Below are 17,795 nucleotides of genomic sequence, written 5' to 3'. Positions count from 1 at the left end.
TTTGCTACTTCCGTTGGTCGCCGCGTAAGTCATCTCTTACATCTGCAGAGATAATCGTTACCGGTGGTATGAGCGGTGCTTTAGGACATAGTTCCTGTCCACTCATCCTGTTTTCGGAAATTTCTTGAAATATTAGGAAAGATGGCACTAGTACTATTGTGATAGCACTTGCTATTTGGGCCAGTAGTTGCGGGGAGTTACGAGGGTTAAATGGTTTTGTGCCACTACTCTTTGAAAAGAGTCGTGCCACTACGAAAAAAATTGACGAATGTCGAGTGAAATAAATGTTAGTAAATCTGAAGAAATATTTTTGACGCCAAATAAATGACGAATCCGAGGTTGGAATGCAAACAAAATGTGGGAGCAGGCTTGTTCGCGAAAGCGGCGTGTCAGGCAACAAAGGCATCGACTGAACCACCGCTTTCGCGAGCAAGCCCGCTCCCACATTTGAGTCTTCGTTGTCAGGTTATTCCGGTGCGTGATCCCGCAGGAACACCAGGTTATCCGGCTTCGACTGCTCCGCATTGAAGCGATAACCCTGCACGTCAAACTCCTTGAGCCTGGCCGGGTCGTTGATGCGTTCTTCAATCACAAAGCGGCTCATCATGCCCCGGGCCTTTTTGGCGTAGAAGCTGATGATCTTGTACTGGCCGTTTTTCAGGTCCTTGAACTCGGTGTTGATGATCCGCGCGTTCAGTGCCGGGCGTTTGACTGCCGAAAAATACTCGTTGGAGGCCAGGTTGAGCAGCACGTCATCGCCTTGTTCGGCCAGGGCTTCGTTGAGCCACTCGCTGATGCGGGTGCCCCAGAAAGCGTACAGGTCCTTGCCACGGGCGTTGGGCAGCTTGGTGCCCATCTCGAGGCGATACGGCATCATCAGGTCCAGTGGGCGCAGCAAGCCGTACAGGCCGGAGAGCATGCGCAGGTGATCCTGGGCGTAGGTGAAGTCGGCGTCCTTGAAGGTTTCGGCGTTGAGGCCGGTGTAGACGTCGCCCTTGAATGCCAGCAGGGCTTGCTTGGCGTTGGCGGGGGTGAAGGCTGGGGTCCAGCTGCCGAAGCGTGCGGCGTTGAGGCCGCCGATTTTGTCGGAGACGTGCATCAACTCGCTGATTTGCGCCGGGCTCAGTTCGCGCAGTTGTTCGATCAGCTCCTGAGAGTGGTCGAGGTATTGCGGTTGGGTGAAGCGCGGGGTGACCGGCTTTGACTCGAAATCGAGGGTTTTGGCGGGGGAAATCACCGTCAGCATGAAGTCGTCTCCTTTAATCGTGGGGGGATTCTAGGGGGTAGGGCGGTTTGACTCCACCTATGATGGTGATAGGTGTCTTTGGGTTTTGTGTACATATCCGTTTCTTCGGTAACGGCCACTTATGGTTCCGCTCTTACAGCGGCTCACTTTGGAAAAGCCCCAAAGTAAGCAAAGGGCTCTGCCCCGCCTGTCGGCGCCTCGCTGTGGCTCGGCGTTCCCTCACTCCGGCATTGCTCCGCGGGCCGCCGCGACGGGCCATCCATGGCCCGGCGCGGCTAAACCGGCGTCCTGCCGGTTTACCCGCTCCGCAATACCTGCGTTCGGCCTCGGGCTTATTGGGGCAGTCAGATCAAAATCAAAAGCAGATCAAAAGCAGAGCACAGCGGCCTACCGGCCGGCTTGAGTGTTAAAAGCAAAGGCAAGATCCAGAGCGAAAGCCAAATCTGAAGCTGATGCAGCTTTGCTTTTCTGTGGGAGCTGGCTTGCCTGCGATGCAGACAACTCGGTACATCAGGTACACCCAGTTGATGCCATCGCAGGCAAGCCAGCTCCCACATTTGGACCGTGCCCGCTTTAGCTTTTGATTTTGCTGTTGCTTCACCACACTCAAGCCGGCCGGTAGGCCGCTGTGCTCTTGCTTTTGATCTTGATCTTAGGCGCCCCGTTAAACCACGCTGGCCGAACGCAGGCTTTGGAGCGTGGGTAACCCGGCAGGACGCCGGGTTAGCCGCGCTGGGCCATGGATGGCCCATCGCGGCGGCCCACGGTCCAAAGCCGGAGTGAGGGCACACCGAGCCTAGGCGAGGTGCCGAGTGGTGGGGCAAGAGCGTTTTGCTTACTTTTGCGCTTTTCAAAAGTGAGCCGCTGTAAGAGCGGAACCATAAGCGGCCGTTACCGCAGCAACGGATATGCACACCAACCAATCCAATGTGATCGGTTATAGTGCCCGACGACTCTGGAAAGGGAGACCCTTCGTGCGAATTGCGCTTTTACTGTCAGCCTGGCTCATCTGCCTGGGCGCCCAAGCCGCCCCTGTGGACGTCGCGACCCTGGACCGCGGCACCTGGCCCGAACGCCTCAGCAATCCCGCCCTGTTCGACGTCGCCTCACGCGCAGAAATCCTGATGTTCGCCCACACCCTGCTGGCCAGCGAAGCCCTCGACGAGCCCGCCCTCAAGCAGCGCCTGGGCCTGAAGATCATCAACCTGGCCTCCATCGACGACCTGCGCCGCCAACTGTGGCAACGGCTATTGGAAAACTACACCTTCGCCCAACAAAGCTGCGAACAGGACGCTTCCTTCTGCTACCTGGTGGAAAACATGGACGACCTGCGCGAACAAGCCGCCAAATTCGAAGTGAGCGACAACTCCTTCTATATAGGCTGGGCCGGCCCCAGCCGTGCATTCCACGAACGCTACCTGGATGAACAGTTGCGCAAGGCCGCCCTGTTCCCCCAGATCAGTAGCGAAATCGCCCGCTTCGGCGACCACGAACGCAATGGCGACGAGCTCAACGACCGGATGTTCCTGCTGACCTTCGACAGCGGCCCGTCCCCGGTCAGCGGCAATACCGACTGGCTCACCGACTACCTGCGCAAACAGAAAATGCACAGCCTCTTCTTCGTGCTAGGCAACAGCCTGCAAACCCGCGTCGAGAAAAGCTCGGCCGCCGACGTGCAGGCGCTGTACCAAGGCCAGTGCGTTGGTACCCAGGGCTGGCAATACCGCTCCCATAGCCACTGGGTCGACTGGCAGTCGTCCATCACCCGCAGCGCCTCTTTGGCCCAGAACCTGATGCCGGAAAACTACCTGCCGCTGTTCCGGCCACCCTACGGTCAGCGCCGGTCCGACAGCCAGGGCTTCTTCCAGTCACAGGGGCTGCAAGTGGCCTTGTGGGACATCGACTCGGAAGACGAACCCGGCAAGCTAAAGGCCGACGAATCGGCCAACCGGGTGCTCACGCTGATGCTGTTGTGGCGGCGCGGAGTGATCGTATTCCACGACACCCAGGACAAGGCGCGCATCGCATTACCGTGGCTTTTACACGCCACGGCAGAAAGTGGACTCGGCTGGCAGGATTGCCGGGAAGCGTTTCGCTGAAAAAGCACAAAGAGCCCGGCCCTGTTGGGGCTGAGGTTTTTTAGGGGGGAATTTGGGAGATATTTCGATACAGGCGGACTTCCGACTTTAACGGTGCAATGCCGGCTCGCCTAGTGCTATTCGTCATCCTGAAAAATAAACTTCAAAAAAGCGTCAAAGTGCTTTTTCCTGTCATGTGTTTTGCGGTATTACGAAGACAGACAGCCGAAACCTGCAACACAGGTGGCGTCTTCCAAGACACCTCTTGTGTGCACCGCACTTGACGCCCCTCAAGTGCGTTCGACGGTCGAATCGAGGCGCAGCACTGTCGCGGTATTGCGTCGACTGGCTCCCACAAAGGTGACCGAGTATGGATGATCATGGACGTAACCCTTCTTCCGACCAGCCAATCCTTTATGTGCTTGATACCAACGTACTGATTCACGATCCAAACGCACTGCTTAACTTCGAAGAACACCACGTCGCCATCCCGATGATCGTGCTTGAGGAGCTCGACAAACTCAAAAGCGGGCACCACAGCGTTGCCGCCGAATGCCGCCAGGCCATCCGCCTGATCGACAAGACCCTCGGCGAAGCCTCCCCCGACGATGTCGAGGTGGGCGTACCGATCCAGCGTGGCAAAAGCGGGCCCAAGGGCTTGCTGTCGATTCTGATGAGCAAGCGCAGCGAGCCCAACAGCCTGCTGCCGGAAAATCTGAACGACAACAAAATCATCAACCAATTGATCGACCTGCACGCACGCGACAAGGACCTGCGCCTGGTGCTGGTGACCAAAGACATCAATATGCGCCTCAAGGCACGAGCGTGTGGGATCGCTGCCGAGGACTACAGCACCGACCAACTGGTCGATGACGTGTCGATGCTGTCCCGTGGTTATCACACCATGACCGGCTCGTTCTGGGACCGCGTCAGCAAGGTCGAAACCCGTCAGGACCATGGCCGCACCTGGCACCAGGTACAGCTGATCGACAACCTGCCGGCTGTGCACATCAACGAATTCATCATCGACGAACAGGGCTTTGTGGGCTGGATCAAAGAGATCCAGGTCGACAAGCTGCTGATCCTCGACCTGCATCAGGAACCCCTGTTGCACCAGGAAGCCTGGGGCCTGAAACCGCGTGATATCTATCAGAGCCTGGCGCTGTATGCCTTGCTTGATCCGGACATCCACCTGGTCAACCTGACCGGCGCCGCAGGTTCGGGGAAAACCATCCTCGCCCTGGCTGCCGCCATCGAACAGACCATGGTGACCAAGCGTTATCGCCGCATCATCGCCACCCGCAGCGTGCAGGGCCTGGACCAGGAAATCGGTTTCCTGCCCGGCACCGAAGCGGAAAAAATGGAGCCGTGGCTGGGGGCGATCACCGACAACCTCGAAGCCTTGCACATGGATGATGAAAACACCCATGGCAGCGTCGACTACATCCTCAGCAAAGTGCCGTTGCAGTTCAAATCCCTCAACTACATTCGAGGTCGCAGCTTCCAGCAAAGCCTGATTTTGATCGATGAATGCCAGAACCTTACGCCGCACCAGATGAAAACCATCATCACCCGTGCCGGCGCCGGTTCCAAAGTGGTGTGCCTGGGTAACCTGGCACAGATCGACACCCCTTACCTGTCCGCGACCAGCTCCGGGCTGACCTACTTGACGGAACGCTTCAAGGACTTCCCGAACGGCGTGCATATCGCCCTGCAAGGTGTCCCTCGCTCGATTCTGGCTGAATACGCAGAGTCGCATCTGTAAACACAAATGTCTTAAATAGTGGCTAAATGCCACGAACCACCCCGGATTTCTCACGAAGTCCGGGGTTTTTGCTGTGCATGAAATTTGTTTTCCTTGACCTGCCTTTAGGTGCTTGTGGCGATTGTAATTATTTTGTTACATTTTTTGGCCGGCACAAAAAACAGAATAAAAACGACGCTCGGCTCCGTCGGACAACCGTCTCATCAATTCGACGACGCATTTGAGACCCTCTTACTGGTTTCAGCGTGACCCTGCCTATTACAAAAAGCCCGATACATCGCTCATTGACGACGCACTTATCTAAAGGGAAAGGAACATGGACGTAGCAGGTAATGGCTCTACTTTGCCTCAGCGCAAAGGCACTGCAGGTTTCAAATCGATACCCCTCACACCCATCGCACTCGGATTGGCGCTATGGCTGGGCCAGGGTTCAATGGCCCGGGCGGATGACAGCAACCCTTACACGGCTCAGGTGCTGGAGTCGGCCTTCAGGAACGCGGTTGCTTCGTTTGGCCCCAACACCGATGTCTACAAGAACCTGCGGTTTGCCTACGGGGACATCGTTGACCTCGCGGCCAAGGACTTTGCCGCGCAGTCCGACAAGTTCGATTCGGCCCTCAAGCAATACTACGAACTGCAGCCGGAAAACCTGACGATTGGTGCGATGCTCGGCGACACCAAACGGCCGCTGGACTATGCCTCGCGCCTGGACTATTACCGCAGCCGGTTGTTCAGCAACAGCGGCCGTTACACCACCGATATCCTGGATTTTTCCAAGGCCATCATCGCCCATCTGCCCGCCGCCAAGCCCTATGTCTATGTAGAACCGGGCGTCAGCAGCAACCTCAACGGGCAACTGAATGCCGTTCAATCCTGGGCGGGCGCTACACGTGACTGGAGCGCCAACGCGCAAACCTGGAAGACCCCGGAAGCCCAGGTCAACTCCGGCCTGGACCGCACCAATGCGTATTACGCCTATGCCTTGGGCATGACCGGCAAGGGCGTGAATGTCGGTGTGCTGGACTCGGGCATCCTCACCGAGCATTTCGAGTTCCAGGGCAAGAACGCCCAGGGCCAGGATCGGGTGCAGGCGGTGACGTCCACCGGTGAGTACTACGCCACCCATCCGCGCTATCTCCACGACACCCCGGATGGCGAGTTTCAAAAGGGCGAGCACTTCAGTATTTCCGGCGAGTACGACCCGACCATCAACGACGGTCACGGCACGGAAATGTCCGGAGTATTGGGCGCCAGTCGCAACGGCACGGGCATGCATGGCATTGCCTTTGACGCGAACATCTTTGTGGCCAATACCGGCGGCACCGATGACAACCGTTTCCAGGGTTCCAATGACCTCGACTACAACGCCTTCATGGCCAGCTACAACGCCCTGGCTGCAAAGAATGTGTCGATCGTCAACCAGAGCTGGGGACAAAACTCTCGCAACGACGTAGAGAACCACTTCGGCAATGTCGGCGACAGTGCGGCGGACAACTTGCGCGACATGACCGCCGCTTATCGCCCGTTTTGGGACAAGGCCCACGCCGGGCAGAAAACCTGGATGGACGCGATGGCCGACGCAGCGCGGCAAAACACCTTTATCCAGATCATCTCGGCAGGTAACGACAGCCACGGGGCCAACCCGGACACCAACGCCAACCTGCCGTTTTTCAAGCCCGACATCGAAGCCAAATTCCTTTCGATCACCGGTTACGACGAGACCAGTGCCCAGGTGTACAACCGCTGCGGCACCTCGAAGTGGTGGTGCGTGATGGGCGTTTCGGGGATTCCATCCACTGGGCCCGAAGGTGAAATTATCCCCAATGCCAACGGCACATCCGCCGCCGCGCCGAGCGTTTCCGGTGCCCTGGCTCTGGTGATCCAACGCTTCCCCTACATGACCGCCAGCCAGGCCCGCGATGTGTTGCTCACCACCTCCAGCTTGCAGGCGCCGGACGGTCCGGACACGCCAGTGGGGGACCAGACCGGTGGCCGCACCTACGACAACCTGCAACCGGTGCACGATGCTGCGCCGGGTACGCCGCAAGTGCCCGGCGTGGTCAGCGGCTGGGGTTTGCCCAACCTGCAAAAAGCCATGCAGGGGCCGGGGCAGTTCCTCGGCTCGGTGGCGGTGGCATTGCCCACCGGTACTCGGGATATCTGGGCTAACCCGATTTCCGACGAGGCAATCCGCGCCCGTCGCTTGGAAGATGCCACCGAACAGGCGACCTGGACCACCACCAAACAGCAAAAAGGTTGGCTCAACGGCTTGCCCGCTAATGCATCGGCGGACGATCAGTTTCAATACGAAATCGGCAGCGCGCGGGAGCAGGCGACATTGGCACGCGGCAAGGACCTGCTCACCGGCAGCACCTACGTCGGCAGCCTGGCCAAGTCCGGAGACGGTGAACTGGTGCTGGAAGGCCAGAACACCTATTGGGGCAGCACCTGGGTACGCGGCGGCAAGCTGTCGGTGGACGGCGCGTTGACCTCGGCTGTGACGGTGGATGGCAGCGCGGTGGGCACGGTGAACGCAGATAACGGTGTGACCACCACCCAGGGCGGCACGCTGGCCGGCAACGGCACGGTGGGCGCTTTGATCGTCAACAACGGTGGCCGCGTGGCGCCGGGGCATTCGATCGGCACGCTGCACACGGGCGACGTGACCTTCAACTCGGGCTCGGTGTACGCCGTAGAAGTGGGCCCGAACGGGCGAAGCGATCAGATTCAGAGCAGCGGCGCCGCCACCCTCAATGGCGGTGTGGTCACCGTTTCTCTGGAGAACAGCGCCAATCTGCTGTCCGCCACCGAAGCCCGCAGCCTGCTGGGCCAGCAGTACAGCATCCTCAGCGCCAGCCAAGGCATCAATGGCCAATTTGCGGCGATCTCGCCCAATTACCTGTTTATTGGCACCCAGCTGAATTATCAGCCGAACCTGCTGAGCCTTGCGGTGGAGCGCAACCAGACAACCTTTGCCAGCGTCGCGCAAACCCGCAACGAACGCGCCGTGGCCACGGCAGTAGAGACCTTGGGCAACGGCAGCCCCGTGTATGAAAGCCTGCTGGCGTCAGATTCGGCGGCCCAGGCGCGGGACGCGTTCAAGCAACTCTCGGGGCAACTGCACTCGGATGTGGCGGCGGCGCAAATGGCCGACAGTCGTTACATTCGCGAAGCCGTCAACGGCCGTCTGCAACAGGCTCAGGCACTGGATTCCAGTGCACAGATCCAGGCCAGCGACAACGGCGGCTGGGTGCAACTGCTGGGCGGTCGCGATAACGTCAGCGGTGACAACAACGCCAGTGGCTACTCCTCGTCCACCAGCGGTGTACTGCTCGGCCTGGACACCGAGGTCGGCGACGGCTGGCGTTTGGGCGCAGCGACCGGCTACACCCAGAGTCACCTCAATGGCGACGCCTCGGCATCGGCAGACAGCGATAACTATCACCTGTCGGTCTACGGCGGTAAACGCTTCGAGGCCGTCGCTCTGCGCTTGGGCGGCGCCACCACCTGGCACCGTATAGACAGCTCGCGGCGAGTGGCTTACGCCAACCAGTCGGACTACGACAAGGCCGACTACAGTGCTCGCACCGATCAGGTGTTCGGCGAAATCGGCTACACCCAATGGGCGTTTGTCGAGCCCTTTGCCAACCTGACTTACCTGAACTACCAAAGCAATTCGTTCAAAGAGAAAGGCGGCGCCGCGGCCTTGCATGCCAGCAAGCAAAGCCAGGACGCCACGCTCTCGACGTTGGGTCTGCGTGCGCATACCCAATTGCCGGTCAGCTCGACCTCGGCCGTGACGTTGCGCGGTGAACTGGGCTGGGAGCATCAGCTGGGCGATACCGACCGTGAGGCCTCGCTGAAGTTTGCCGGCAGCGACACTGCGTTTGCCGTCAACAGCGTGCCGGTGGCCCGTGATGGGGCCGTCATCAAGGCCAGTGCGGAGATGGCCTTGACCAAGGACACGCTGGTGTCCTTGAGCTACAGCGGTCTGCTGTCCAACCGGGGCAATAACAACGGGATCAATGCCGGATTTACCTTCCGCTTCTGACTCCGCGTCGTTGCCTGTGAGGGGGCGCACTGAGGGATCAGTGCGCCCCTTTATTCATGGGATAAACAGCCCTGCGCAAAATTGACTCACAGGTTTACAATTGCCGCTCCTGATCAGGAGTATCCCTGTGCTGACTCATCTCGATTCCCAAGGTCGCGCCCACATGGTCGACGTCACTGAAAAAGCCGTGACGTTCCGTGAAGCCGTGGCCGAAGCGCGGGTGCGCATGCTGCCCGAGACCCTGAAAATGATTGTCGACGGCGCCCACCCCAAGGGCGACGTGTTCGCCGTGGCCCGCATCGCCGGGATCCAGGCCGCGAAAAAAACCAGTGACCTGATTCCCTTGTGCCACCCGCTGATGCTCACCGGGGTCAAGGTTGAACTCAGCGCCGATGGCCTGGACGCGGTGCACATCATCGCCCGCTGCAAACTCTCCGGCCAGACCGGCGTGGAGATGGAAGCGTTGACCGCGGCCAGCGTCGCCGCCCTGACGATCTACGACATGTGCAAGGCCGTGGACCGTGGCATGACCATCGAAACCATTCGTCTGCTGGAAAAACTCGGCGGCAAGAGCGGGCATTTCAAGGCGGACCAGGCATGAGCATCAACGTACTGTTTTTTGCGCGCTACCGTGAAGCCGTGGACCTGGACTCGCTGGAGGTTGAAGGCGAATTCGCCACGATCGACTCCGTGCGCCAGGCCTTGGCCGGCGACCCCGGCTTTGAAGTGCTCAACGAAACCGGCTTGATGTGCGCCCGTAACGAAGAGCTGTGTTCGCTGGATGAGCCGCTCGTTGATGGCGACGAAGTGGCATTCTTCCCGCCAGTGACCGGAGGCTGACCATGGCGATTCGGGTGCAGGCCGAGGCGTTTGATCCCGGTGCCGAGGTCAATGCGATGCATGCGGCCAATGCGGGCGTGGGGGCGGTGGTGAGTTTTGTCGGCTATGTGCGTGACTTCAATGATGGCCTGGATGTGGCGGGGATGTTCCTCGAACACTACCCGGGCATGACTGAAAAAGCCCTCGGCAAAATCGCCGTGGAGGCCGAGCAACGCTGGCCGCTGCTCAAGCTGGAAGTGCTGCATCGCATCGGCGCCCTGGAGCCGGGTGAACCGATCGTGTTCGTGGCGGCGGCCAGTGCCCATCGTCAGGCGGCGTTCGATGCCTGCGCGTTCGTGATGGACTACCTGAAGACGCGGGCGCCGTTCTGGAAGAAGGAGAACACCAGTGAAGGGCCGCGCTGGGTGGAAGGGCGCGACAGCGATCACACTGCCGCTGATCGCTGGAAATAACGACACGTGTGGTGAGGGAGCTTGCTGTGGCGAGGGAGCAAGCTCCCTCGCCACAGGGGTTAGGTCGAGGCTTGCAGCCGGTGGGGCGACAGCATCGCTTCGCTCAACCCGAACGCCGCCAATGCATCCGGCAACGGCTTCCCGCGCACCAGCGCCGCACTGGCTTGGCCCATCGCCGGAGACGTCTGGATCCCGTAGCCGCCCTGAGCCGCAATCCAGAACAGGCCCTCCACTTGTGGATCGAACCCGCAGACCAGATCACCATCGCTGACGAAACTGCGCAACCCGGCCCAGGTCCGTGCAGGCCGGCGGATGCTCAGGGTGGTGGCTTCTTCGATGTGATAGATGCCCGTGGCAATGTCCAGCTCTTCCGGTTGCACATCGTGGGGCTCTACCGGGTCGGCATTGGCCGGTGAGCCGAGGAACATGCCGGCGTCGGGTTTCATATAGAACGAGCCGTCGAGGGCGGCCAGCTCCGGCCATGCATGGATGTTCAGCTCGGCAGGCGGGGCGAAGACGAACGCGCTGCGGCGTTTGGGTTGCAGGCCGATTTTCTGAGCGCCGGCTAACTCGCCGATATGATCGGCCCAGGCACCGGCAGCGTTGATGAGCACCGGGGCGCTGAAGTGCTGTTGTGCGGTGCGCACCTGCCACAGTCCTTGAGCGTCACGGGTCAGTTTCTGCACGTCGCTGTCGGTGTGGATCTCACCGCCATTGCGCCGAATTCCACGTAAGTAGCCCTGATAGAGCGCATCGGTATCGATGTCGCAGACGGTCGGGTCGTAGATCCCGCCATGGACTTTTTCCCGGCGCAGGATCGGCATCATGGCCATCGACTCCTCGACGTCGAGCAGTCGCGTTTCCGGCACCAGGGCTTTGGCGCTCAGGTAGTGGCGCTGCAGCTCATCGGGATCGCCGATCAAGTCCACCAGCAATTCACCGCGAGGGGTGAGCAGCGGGTGTTCGGCAAAGCCTGCTGGCGGGTTATCGAAGAAGGCGCGGCTGCCCAGCGTCAGTGCGCGAACCTGGGGCGTGCCATAGGCGGCGATGTACAGGGCGGCGGAGCGGCCGGTGGAGTGGTAACCCGGCATCGACTCGCGTTCCAGCACGATGACGCGGGCATGGTGTGACAGCCAGTAGCCGGCGGATGCGCCAGCGATGCCACCGCCGATGATGAGGTAGTCGGCCTGGTTCATGTGTTCCTCCTGGAATTTGAAAGCGCAGAAACCAAATGTGGGAGCGGGCTTGTGTGGGAGCCGGGCTTGCCCGCGATGCAGGCACCTCGGTATGTCAGTTACACCGAGGTGATGCTATCGCAGGCAAGCCAGCACCCACACAGGCTCGCTCCCACATTTTTTAGCGCATTCCGGCTTAAGGGCGTTTGCGCTCTACAGGGCGCAACAAATGCGTCGGCGGCGTTTCGCAGCTGATCTTGCGGCCCAGCAAGGTTTCGATCGACGGCAACTGATACGAATCGTCTTCACCGGCAAAGCTGATGGACACCCCCGCAGCACCGGCACGGCCGGTACGGCCAATCCGGTGCACGTAGTCATCCGGCACTTCCGGCAGGGTGAAGTTGATCACGTGGCTGATGCCGTCGATGTGAATCCCGCGCCCGGCCACGTCGGTGGCCACCAGCACGCGAATCTTGCCTTCGCGGAAACCTTCCAGGGTCTTGATGCGCTTGTGCTGCGGCACGTCGCCGGACAGTTGCGCGGCATTCACGCCATCGCGTACCAGGCGTTCTTCGATGCGCCGCACTTCGTCCTTGCGGTTGGCAAACACCATGACCCGCTCCCAACCGTTGTCGTTGACCAGGTTGTAGAGCAGCTTGTATTTGTCGGCACCGGCCACGGCATAGATGTGCTGTTCGACGTTCTCGCTGGCAACGTTGAGTGCCTCGATCTCGACGATGGACGGGTCGGTGGTCCACTGCTTGGCGAGGTTCATCACGTCTTCGGTGAAGGTCGCGGAGAACAGCAGGGTCTGGCGTTCGTTTTTCGGCGGGGTCTGGCGAATGATCTGACGCACTTGTGGGATGAAACCCATATCGAGCATGCGGTCGGCTTCGTCCAGCACCATCACTTCGACCATGTCCAGGTGCACGTCACCCCGCTGGTTGAAGTCCAGCAAGCGGCCCGGTGTGGCCACCAGGATGTCGCAGTGGCGCGCTTCCAGGTGCTTGAGCTGCTTGTCGAAGTCCATGCCACCGACAAACGTCATCACGTTGAGGCCGGTGTATTTGGTCAGGTCGGCGGCGTCCTTGGCGATCTGTACCACCAGCTCCCGGGTCGGGGCGATGATCAGGGCGCGGGGCTCACCCATATAGCGCTCTTTCGGCGGCGGGGTTTGCAGCAACTGGGTGATGATCGAGATCAGGAAGGCGGCGGTCTTGCCGGTACCGGTCTGGGCGCGACCGATGGCGTCTTTGCCGGCGAGGGTGAAGCCCAGCACTTGCGCCTGGATCGGCGTGCAATACGGGAAACCCAGGTCCTGGATGGCGTGCATCAGTTCCGGGGCGAGCTTGAAATCATGAAAGCGGGTTTTGCCTTCCTGGGGTTCGACAGCGAAGTCTTCCAGTTTCCAGGGAATAACCACAGGTTTGGGCGCGCGTTCACGGCGCGGCTTTTCCTGGCGTGGCTCCTGGCGTGGTTTGTCGGCGAGTGGTTCTTCAGCGACGTTAACCGTGGCGGGTGTGGTCACCGGCTCTTTTTTTGGCGAGGCTACAGGTGCGGTCCGGCCAGGCTGCTGGCCGTCATTGCGGCTGCCTTGAACATGGGCGGGGGCACTGGAACCTGGCGCGAGCTGCTCAGCCTCGCTTTTACCGAACATCTTCTTGAGTGCTTTGAGCACGGTCATCTCATCAATTGGTTAAGGAATGTACGCCGGCCAGTGTAATGCAAGAATCGGGCGCGGCGTAGTGCGTTGGTCATGCGGCTACACAATGGGTGGTTTTCAGCCCAGACGGGCGGCCAACCAATCACCGATATCCTGTATCTCCTGGGGTAACACTTCGTGGCCCATTGGGTATTCCTGCCATGTGGCGGTGACACCGCGCGACTTCAAATGCTCATAGGCGCTGCGACCCATGGCGTTCTGCACCACGTCATCGTATTGGCCGTGCAGGCACAGCACCGGAATCCGTTGCTGGCTGGCCGACAATTCAAGTTCGTCGCCAAAGGTGGGAGCGTAGGTGGAGAGGGCAATTACGCCACCCAATGCGCCCTGCCATTTCAGGAAGGCGGTGTGGAACACCACGGCGCCACCCTGGGAAAAACCGGCGAGGAAAATCCGCGAGGCGTCTATCCCGCTGCTTTTTTGTTCCTTGATCAGGTCAGTGACCATTTTTGCCGAGGCTTCCAGTTCCTCAACGCTGATCGAGCGTGCCGGGCTCATGGCCTTGATGTCGTACCAGCTCGGCATCTCGTAGCCGCCATTGATGGTCACCGGACGTGTCGGCGCCTGGGGCAGGACAAAGCGCGTCGACAGGAGTTTTTCCTGCAGGGCTTCAGCCACCGGCAGGAAGTCGTAGCGATCGGCACCCAGGCCATGCAACCAGATTACGCAGGCGTCTGCGGGCTTGGCGGGCTGAAGAATCAAGGGTTCGGTCATGTCTGCTCCATATGTGTGCGTGCGCTCCGATTGAGTGCGTCGGAACGGTGCGCGACGGGTTGATCTGTTAAGAGAATGTCGCAAGGTTGAATCTTTTGCTCTTGACCATGGGCCGAAACCACTCAGCCACCAGTCTGGTACGGGGCTTGCTATGTGAAACCCGATGTCAAGGCTCACCCCAGGCGGTAACACTATCAGTGACTGACGCCCGGGGGATAGCAACTGGACTTAAAGCAAAAACCTCATGCTGTTTGACCCCAAAAAAAGCCAACACGGGTCGATGTCGCCTCATAAGGGTGCGGTGGGGTTCTAGCTCCGACACAACAAGAGCAAAACTGGAGGTTTGAATGAAGGTATTGAAATCCACCCTGGCCATCGTGACCGCGGCTGCCGTATTGGGTGTCAGTGGTTTCGCCCAGGCTGGCGCCACGCTGGATGCCGTGCAGAAGAAAGGCTTTGTGCAGTGTGGCGTGAGCGACGGTCTGCCAGGCTTCTCGGTGCCGGACGCCAGCGGCAAGATCCTCGGGATCGACGCTGACGTATGCCGTGCTGTTGCCGCTGCCGTATTCGGCGACGCAACCAAGGTCAAATTCAGCCAGTTGAATGCCAAGGAGCGTTTCACCGCGCTTCAGTCTGGCGAAGTCGACATCCTGTCGCGCAACACCACCATGACCAGCTCCCGCGATGCCGGCATGGGCCTGAAATTCCCGGGCTTCATCACCTACTACGACGGTGTTGGTTTCCTGGTGAACAACAAGCTGGGCGTGAAAAGTGCCAAGGAACTGGACGGTGCAACCATCTGCATCCAGGCCGGTACCACCACTGAGCTGAACGTTTCCGACTACTTCCGCGCCAACAACCTGAAGTACACCCCGATCACGTTCGACACCTCCGATGAAAGCGCCAAGTCGCTGGAATCCGGTCGTTGCGACGTACTGACCTCCGACAAGTCCCAGCTCTACGCACAGCGCAGCAAGCTGGCTTCGCCGAAAGACTACGTGGTTCTGCCGGAAACCATTTCCAAAGAACCACTGGGCCCTGTCGTGCGTAACGGCGACGACGAGTGGCTGGCCATCGTGCGCTGGGTTGGCTACGCCATGCTCAACGCTGAAGAAGCCGGTATCACCTCCAAAAACGTCGAAGCTGAAGCCAAGTCCACCAAGAACCCGGACGTTGCCCGTCTGCTGGGTGCTGACGGCGAATACGGCAAAGACCTGAAAGTGAAGAAAGACTGGGTCGTACAGATCGTCAAGCAGGTCGGTAACTACGGCGAAGTGTTCGAGAAAAACCTCGGCAAGAGCACTCCTCTGGAAATCGATCGTGGCCTGAACGCACTGTGGACCAACGGTGGCATTCAATACGCACCACCTGTGCGCTGATCGCTGATGGTTCTATCACCCGGTGGGCCAACCGCCGGGTGATGTTCTGTTCCATTATTTCTGGGGCACTTAATGCAAAATCAAATCGGCGCACCAAAACAGAAGCTCAGCTTCAGTGATCCAAAAGTGCGTGCGTGGCTATTCCAGATCATCACGATTGTGGCGGTGGTCTCGTTGGGCTGGTACCTGTTCAACAACACGCAAACCAACCTTCAACACCGGGGCATTACCTCGGGTTTCGACTTTCTTGAGCGCAGTGCCGGCTTCGGCATCGCTCAGCACCTGATCGACTACACCGAATCGGACAGCTATGCCCGGGTCTTTGTGATCGGTCTGCTCAACACCCTGCTGGTGACCGTGATCGGTGTGGTCCTGGCGACCATCCTCGGGTTCATCATCGGTGTGGCGCGCTTGTCGCCCAACTGGATGATCAACAAGCTGGCGACCGTGTATGTGGAGGTATTCCGCAACATTCCGCCGCTGCTGCAAATCCTGTTCTGGTACTTCGCGGTATTCCTGACGATGCCGGGGCCGCGTAACAGCCACAACTTTGGCGACACCTTCTTTGTCAGCAGCCGTGGCCTGAACATGCCCGCCGCGTTGGTGGCGGACGGTTTCTGGCCGTTTGTGATCAGCGTGGTGGTGGCGATCATCGCCATTGTGTTGATGGCCCGTTGGGCCAACAAACGCTTTGAAGCCACCGGTGTTCCGTTCCACAAGTTCTGGGCCGGCCTGGCCCTGTTGGTGGTGATCCCTACGCTGTGCGCACTGGTTTTCGGCGCGCCGCTGCACTGGGAAATGCCCAAGCTGCAAGGCTTCAACTTCGTCGGCGGCTGGGTGCTGATTCCCGAGTTGCTGGCGCTGACCCTGGCCCTGACCGTGTATACCGCGGCGTTTATCGCCGAGATCGTGCGTTCAGGCATCAAGTCCGTCAGCCATGGCCAGACCGAAGCGGCGCGTTCCCTCGGGCTGCGCAACGGTCCGACCCTGCGCAAAGTGATCATCCCGCAAGCCCTGCGCGTGATCATTCCTCCACTGACCAGCCAATACCTGAACCTGGCGAAAAACTCGTCACTGGCCGCCGGTATCGGTTACCCGGAAATGGTTTCGCTGTTTGCCGGCACGGTGCTCAACCAGACCGGCCAGGCCATCGAGGTTATTGCCATCACCATGAGCGTGTACCTGGCGATCAGCATCAGCATTTCCCTGCTGATGAACTGGTACAACAAGCGCATTGCGCTGATCGAGCGGTGAGGAAACCTGCATGAGTACGCATACTTTCAAACCTGATATGCCGCCACCGAACAAAGTGTTCGGGCCGATGGCATGGATGCGCGCCAACCTGTTTTCCAGCTGGCTCAACACCCTGCTGACATTGCTGGCGTTCTACCTGATCTACCTGGTTGTGCCGCCGATCCTGCACTGGGCGATCCTCGATGCAAACTGGGTGGGTACCACCCGCGCCGACTGCACCAAGGAGGGCGCTTGCTGGGTGTTTATCCAACAGCGCTTCGGGCAGTTCATGTACGGCTACTATCCCGGCGACCTGCGCTGGCGCGTCGACCTGACCGTGTGGCTGGCCATCGTGGGCGTGGCGCCGTTGTTCATCTCGCGCTTCACGCGCAAGGCGGTCTACGGCCTGAGCTTTTTGGTGGTGTACCCGATCGTTGCCTACTTCCTGCTGCACGGCGGGATCTTCGGCATGACCAACGTGGCCACCAGCCAATGGGGCGGCTTGATGCTGACCCTGGTGATCGCCACCGTCGGCATTGCCGGGGCCTTGCCCCTGGGCATCGTGCTGGCGCTGGGTCGGCGTTCGAACATGCCGGCGATTCGTGTGGTCTGCGTGACCTTCATCGAGTTCTGGCGCGGCGTGCCGTTGATCACGGTGCTGTTCATGTCGTCGGTAATGTTGCCGCTGTTCCTGCCGGAAGGCATGGGCATCGACAAATTGCTGCGGGCGTTGATCGGCGTGATCCTGTTCCAGTCGGCCTACGTGGCCGAAGTGGTGCGCGGTGGCTTGCAGGCGATTCCCAAGGGCCAATACGAGGCCGCGGCCGCGATGGGCCTGGGTTACTGGCGCAGCATGGGCCTGGTGATTTTGCCCCAGGCGCTGAAGATGGTGATCCCGGGCATCGTCAACACGTTTATCGCGTTGTTCAAGGACACCAGCCTTGTGATCATCATCGGCCTGTTCGACCTGCTCAACAGCGTCAAGCAAGCCGCCGCCGATCCGAAATGGTTGGGCATGGCCACTGAAGGCTACGTATTCGCCGCCCTGGTGTTCTGGATTTTCTGTTTTGGTATGTCCCGCTATTCCATTCATTTGGAACACAAGCTGGACACAGGCCACAAGCGTTAGGAGTGTTGTG

13 protein-coding genes are annotated in these 17,795 nt (G+C 59.7%); 9 read left to right on the top strand and 4 right to left on the bottom strand.

Translation table 11 applies throughout. The features are described from left to right. Positions 1-466: 466 nt before the first annotated feature. The gene (gene yaaA, locus JFU58_RS06380) at positions 467-1,246 is read right to left on the bottom strand and encodes a peroxide stress protein YaaA (RefSeq protein ID WP_017477648.1); all 780 of its coding nucleotides are present in this window, start codon (positions 1,244-1,246) and stop codon (positions 467-469) included. A gap of 974 nt (positions 1,247-2,220) precedes the next feature. Between yaaA and JFU58_RS06375 the strand changes: the two genes are divergently transcribed. The 6 genes from JFU58_RS06375 to moaE all read left to right on the top strand — a co-directional run bounded on the left by JFU58_RS06375 (position 2,221) and on the right by moaE (position 10,432). Then, the gene (locus tag JFU58_RS06375) at positions 2,221-3,345 is read left to right on the top strand and encodes a polysaccharide deacetylase family protein (protein ID WP_063027267.1); all 1,125 of its coding nucleotides are present in this window, start codon (positions 2,221-2,223) and stop codon (positions 3,343-3,345) included. A 349-nt stretch (positions 3,346-3,694) separates the two neighbouring features. Beyond that, a complete protein-coding gene (locus tag JFU58_RS06370; protein ID WP_010170407.1) occupies positions 3,695-5,089 on the top strand; it encodes a PhoH family protein in 1,395 nt (464 codons plus the stop codon). A 316-nt stretch (positions 5,090-5,405) separates the two neighbouring features. Then, complete coding sequence (locus tag JFU58_RS06365) at positions 5,406-9,140, top strand: autotransporter domain-containing protein (RefSeq protein WP_201140090.1); 3,735 nt, start codon at positions 5,406-5,408, stop codon at positions 9,138-9,140. 127 nt (positions 9,141-9,267) lie between these two features. Continuing rightward, positions 9,268-9,741 (top strand): cyclic pyranopterin monophosphate synthase MoaC, encoded by a 474-nt coding sequence (gene moaC, locus JFU58_RS06360; protein WP_017480021.1) that lies wholly within the window; start codon positions 9,268-9,270, stop codon positions 9,739-9,741. Continuing rightward, a complete protein-coding gene (gene moaD, locus JFU58_RS06355) occupies positions 9,738-9,980 on the top strand; it encodes a molybdopterin converting factor subunit 1 (protein WP_093205346.1) in 243 nt (80 codons plus the stop codon). Before moaC ends, moaD begins: the two co-directional genes overlap by 4 nt. Positions 9,981-9,982: 2 nt before the next feature. Next, positions 9,983-10,432 (top strand): molybdopterin synthase catalytic subunit MoaE, encoded by a 450-nt coding sequence (gene moaE / locus JFU58_RS06350; protein ID WP_201140089.1) that lies wholly within the window; start codon positions 9,983-9,985, stop codon positions 10,430-10,432. A gap of 59 nt (positions 10,433-10,491) precedes the next feature. Here the strand turns inward: moaE and JFU58_RS06345 are convergent, their stop codons facing one another. From JFU58_RS06345 to JFU58_RS06335, 3 genes are all read right to left on the bottom strand, one after another. Beyond that, positions 10,492-11,628, bottom strand: coding sequence for an NAD(P)/FAD-dependent oxidoreductase (locus JFU58_RS06345; RefSeq protein ID WP_093205355.1), 1,137 nt, complete (start codon positions 11,626-11,628; stop codon positions 10,492-10,494). A gap of 175 nt (positions 11,629-11,803) precedes the next feature. Further along, entirely contained in the window at positions 11,804-13,291 is a 1,488-nt protein-coding gene (rhlB, locus tag JFU58_RS06340) for an ATP-dependent RNA helicase RhlB (protein WP_063027275.1), read from the bottom strand. A 96-nt stretch (positions 13,292-13,387) separates the two neighbouring features. After that, entirely contained in the window at positions 13,388-14,044 is a 657-nt protein-coding gene (locus tag JFU58_RS06335; protein WP_063027277.1) for an alpha/beta hydrolase, read from the bottom strand. 347 nt (positions 14,045-14,391) lie between these two features. Here JFU58_RS06335 and JFU58_RS06330 point away from each other — a divergent pair, with 347 nt between their 5' ends. The 3 genes from JFU58_RS06330 (at position 14,392) to JFU58_RS06320 (ending at position 17,785) form a co-directional block, all read left to right on the top strand. Further along, entirely contained in the window at positions 14,392-15,423 is a 1,032-nt protein-coding gene (locus tag JFU58_RS06330; protein WP_010170392.1) for an amino acid ABC transporter substrate-binding protein, read from the top strand. 72 nt (positions 15,424-15,495) lie between these two features. Further along, positions 15,496-16,677 (top strand): amino acid ABC transporter permease, encoded by a 1,182-nt coding sequence (locus JFU58_RS06325; RefSeq protein ID WP_063027279.1) that lies wholly within the window; start codon positions 15,496-15,498, stop codon positions 16,675-16,677. A gap of 10 nt (positions 16,678-16,687) precedes the next feature. Further along, positions 16,688-17,785, top strand: coding sequence for an amino acid ABC transporter permease (locus JFU58_RS06320; protein WP_003216325.1), 1,098 nt, complete (start codon positions 16,688-16,690; stop codon positions 17,783-17,785). The last annotated feature ends 10 nt before the right edge of the window (positions 17,786-17,795 follow it).

The sequence above is a fragment of the Pseudomonas sp. TH34 genome (assembly GCF_016650865.1).
GTDB lineage: Bacteria > Pseudomonadota > Gammaproteobacteria > Pseudomonadales > Pseudomonadaceae > Aquipseudomonas > Aquipseudomonas yamanorum.
Note: the sequence above shows the minus strand (reverse complement) of the source record. Positions and strands in the feature narration are given on the sequence as shown.

Excerpts from the sequence above, each read along its gene's own strand:
- yaaA (WP_017477648.1), bottom strand. The coding sequence starts at position 1,246 with ATGCTGACGGTGATTTCCCCCGCCAAAACCCTCGATTTCGAGTCAAAG.
- JFU58_RS06370 (WP_010170407.1), top strand. The coding sequence starts at position 3,695 with ATGGATGATCATGGACGTAACCCTTCTTCCGACCAGCCAATCCTTTAT.
- JFU58_RS06365 (WP_201140090.1), top strand. The coding sequence starts at position 5,406 with ATGGACGTAGCAGGTAATGGCTCTACTTTGCCTCAGCGCAAAGGCACT.
- moaD (WP_093205346.1), top strand. The coding sequence starts at position 9,738 with ATGAGCATCAACGTACTGTTTTTTGCGCGCTACCGTGAAGCCGTGGAC.
- moaE (WP_201140089.1), top strand. The coding sequence starts at position 9,983 with ATGGCGATTCGGGTGCAGGCCGAGGCGTTTGATCCCGGTGCCGAGGTC.
- JFU58_RS06345 (WP_093205355.1), bottom strand. The coding sequence starts at position 11,628 with ATGAACCAGGCCGACTACCTCATCATCGGCGGTGGCATCGCTGGCGCA.
- rhlB (WP_063027275.1), bottom strand. The coding sequence starts at position 13,291 with ATGACCGTGCTCAAAGCACTCAAGAAGATGTTCGGTAAAAGCGAGGCT.
- JFU58_RS06335 (WP_063027277.1), bottom strand. The coding sequence starts at position 14,044 with ATGACCGAACCCTTGATTCTTCAGCCCGCCAAGCCCGCAGACGCCTGC.
- JFU58_RS06330 (WP_010170392.1), top strand. The coding sequence starts at position 14,392 with ATGAAGGTATTGAAATCCACCCTGGCCATCGTGACCGCGGCTGCCGTA.
- JFU58_RS06325 (WP_063027279.1), top strand. The coding sequence starts at position 15,496 with ATGCAAAATCAAATCGGCGCACCAAAACAGAAGCTCAGCTTCAGTGAT.
- JFU58_RS06320 (WP_003216325.1), top strand. The coding sequence starts at position 16,688 with ATGAGTACGCATACTTTCAAACCTGATATGCCGCCACCGAACAAAGTG.